The sequence below is a fragment of the Marivirga salinae genome, from assembly GCF_030503855.1.
Classification (GTDB): Bacteria; Bacteroidota; Bacteroidia; order Cytophagales; family Cyclobacteriaceae; genus Marivirga; species Marivirga salinarum.
In genome coordinates this window covers 1-2,500 of record NZ_CP129971.1, presented here as the reverse complement: position 1 = coordinate 2,500, position 2,500 = coordinate 1, and the positions used below count along the sequence as shown (strand labels likewise).

Sequence of the window (2,500 nt, the reverse complement as noted above, 5' to 3'; positions counted from 1 at the left end):
GGGAGTGAGGGCAAGGGTGCTAAGGTCCTTGTCCGAGAGGGAAAGAACCCGGACCATCAGCTAAGGTCCCCAATTGTATGTTAAGTTGAACTAAGGCGGTTCAGTTGCTTAGACAGCCAGGATGTTGGCTTGGAAGCAGCCATTCATTTAAAGAGTGCGTAACAGCTCACTGGTCGAGCGACAGAGCATCGATAATGATCGGGCATCAAACATACAACCGAAGCTATGGTCTTGCTGGCAACAGTAAGAGGTAGGGGAGCATTCCATTTGCAGAGAAGGTGTGGCGTCAGCCATGCTGGAGCGGATGGAAAAGCAAATGTAGGCATAAGTAACGATAATGCTAGTGAGAAACTAGCACACCAATAGACTAAGGTTTCCTCAGCAATGCTAATCAGCTGAGGGTTAGTCAGGACCTAAGGCGAAGCCGAGAGGCGTAGTCGATGGACAACAGATTAATATTTCTGTACTACCTTATAGAGTGAAGGGGTGACGGAGTAGTGAAAGTCCCGCGTACTGACGGAATAGTACGTTGAAGGGTGTAGGTATTGGACTTGTAGGAAAATCCGCAAGACTAGCTGAACCTGATAGTACCACAACGCTTCGGCAGCGTGGATAGTGGACCTAATCAGACTTCCAAGAAAACCCTCTAAACATATGTATAAGGTACCTGTACCGCAAACCGACACAGGTAGTCAAGGAGAGAATCCTAAGGTGCTCGAGTGATCCGTGGCTAAGGAACTAGGCAAAATGGCCCTGTAACTTCGGGAGAAGGGGCGCCTCGTTAGTGATAACGAGGCCGCAGTGAAGAGGCCCAGGCGACTGTTTAACAAAAACACATGGCTTTGCGAAATCGAAAGATGAAGTATAAGGCCTGACACCTGCCCGGTGCTGGAAGGTTAAGGGGGGACGTTAGTCAGCAATGGCGAAGCGTTGAACTGAAGCCCCAGTAAACGGCGGCCGTAACTATAACGGTCCTAAGGTAGCGAAATTCCTTGTCGGGTAAGTTCCGACCTGCACGAATGGTGTAACGATCTGGGCACTGTCTCGGCCACGAGCTCGGTGAAATTGTAGTAGCGGTGAAGATGCCGCTTACCCGCAACGGGACGAAAAGACCCCATGAACCTTTACTATAGCTTCACATTGACATTGGGTAAAATATGTGTAGGATAGGTGGGAGACTTCGAAGCTGTGTCGCCAGGCATGGTGGAGTCGTTGTTGAAATACCACCCTTATTTTATCTGATGCCTAATCCCGTGTAACGGGAGACATTGTGTGGTGGGTAGTTTGACTGGGGTGGTCGCCTCCAAAAGAGTAACGGAGGCTTTCAAAGGTTCCCTCAGCACGCTTGGTAACCGTGCGCAGAGCGCAATAGCATAAGGGAGCTTGACTGTGAGACCTACAAGTCGATCAGGGTCGAAAGACGGATATAGTGATCCGGTGGTTCCGCATGGAAGGGCCATCGCTCAAAGGATAAAAGGTACTCTGGGGATAACAGGCTGATCTCCCCCAAGAGCTCACATCGACGGGGAGGTTTGGCACCTCGATGTCGGCTCGTCACATCCTGGGGCTGGAGAAGGTCCCAAGGGTTGGGCTGTTCGCCCATTAAAGTGGCACGCGAGCTGGGTTCAGAACGTCGTGAGACAGTTCGGTCTCTATCTGTTGTGGGCGCTAGAAGTTTGAGAGGACCTGATCTTAGTACGAGAGGACCGGATTGGACAAACCGCTGGTGTACCAGTTGTGCCGCCAGGTGCATCGCTGGGTAGCTATGTTTGGAAGGGATAAGCGCTGAAAGCATCTAAGCGCGAAACCCGCCTCAAGATGAGACTTCTTTAAAGGAACCCTATAGATGATGGGGTTGATAGGCTGCAGGTGTAAAGGCAGTGATGTCATAGCCGAGCAGTACTAATTATCCGTAGCTTTCCGTTCAACAGTCTTGTGTTTACTTTAAGACTCTTTCACTTTAACATGTTGATTAATCCGTAAAAGATCGGGTTAATTATAAAATATTGATACTACCGTATCATAAAGATATTAAGTCGATAACACTATAAGTTATTGCAGACTTTATGGTGACTATAGCGGTGGGGTACACCTCTTCCCATTCCGAACAGAGAAGTTAAGCCCACCAGCGCTGATGGTACTGCCGTAAAAGGTGGGAGAGTAAGTCGTTGCCAACTTTTATTATATAAGCCTGATAGCTAATCGCTATCAGGCTTTTTTTATGTCTATACTTTTTGGATTTCCTCAAATCTCCCTACAGATAATCAGGGTTGAGCCAGCCCTGCTTTTCCATATACTCCACTTCTAACATCGGGTAATTATAATCTAACACCACTTTTCCTACTAGGCTATAGAAACCTTTGCCTCTAAAAGGATATTCCTCGCTGATTTTGGGGAAATGAACTGTGTCGAAAGTATTCTCATAACTGTCATGAAAAGTACCGAAGTACATTGATTCTTTGTTTTTTGTAGAGGTTCTTTTTATAGTAACCATATAGCC

General features: G+C 47.6%; 1 protein-coding gene and 2 rRNA genes (1 of these 3 cut by a window edge). 2 read left to right on the top strand and 1 reads right to left on the bottom strand.

What is annotated here, in order from left to right; all coding sequences use genetic code 11:
• Both QYS49_RS00015 and rrf read left to right on the top strand, forming a co-directional pair.
• A 23S ribosomal RNA gene (locus tag QYS49_RS00015) occupies window positions 1-1,925 on the top strand (it extends 971 nt beyond the left edge of the window).
• 140 nt (window positions 1,926-2,065) lie between these two features.
• Window positions 2,066-2,177 (top strand): 5S ribosomal RNA (gene rrf / locus QYS49_RS00010).
• Between the two features lie 77 nt (window positions 2,178-2,254).
• Here the strand turns inward: rrf and QYS49_RS00005 are convergent.
• A complete protein-coding gene (locus QYS49_RS00005) occupies window positions 2,255-2,494 on the bottom strand; it encodes a hypothetical protein (RefSeq protein ID WP_308349575.1) in 240 nt (79 codons plus the stop codon).
• Between the last annotated feature and the right edge of the window lie 6 nt (window positions 2,495-2,500).

Bases quoted from the DNA above. Each gene is read 5' to 3' on its own strand.
- QYS49_RS00005 (WP_308349575.1), bottom strand. From the start codon at position 2,494: ATGGTTACTATAAAAAGAACCTCTACAAAAAACAAAGAATCAATGTAC.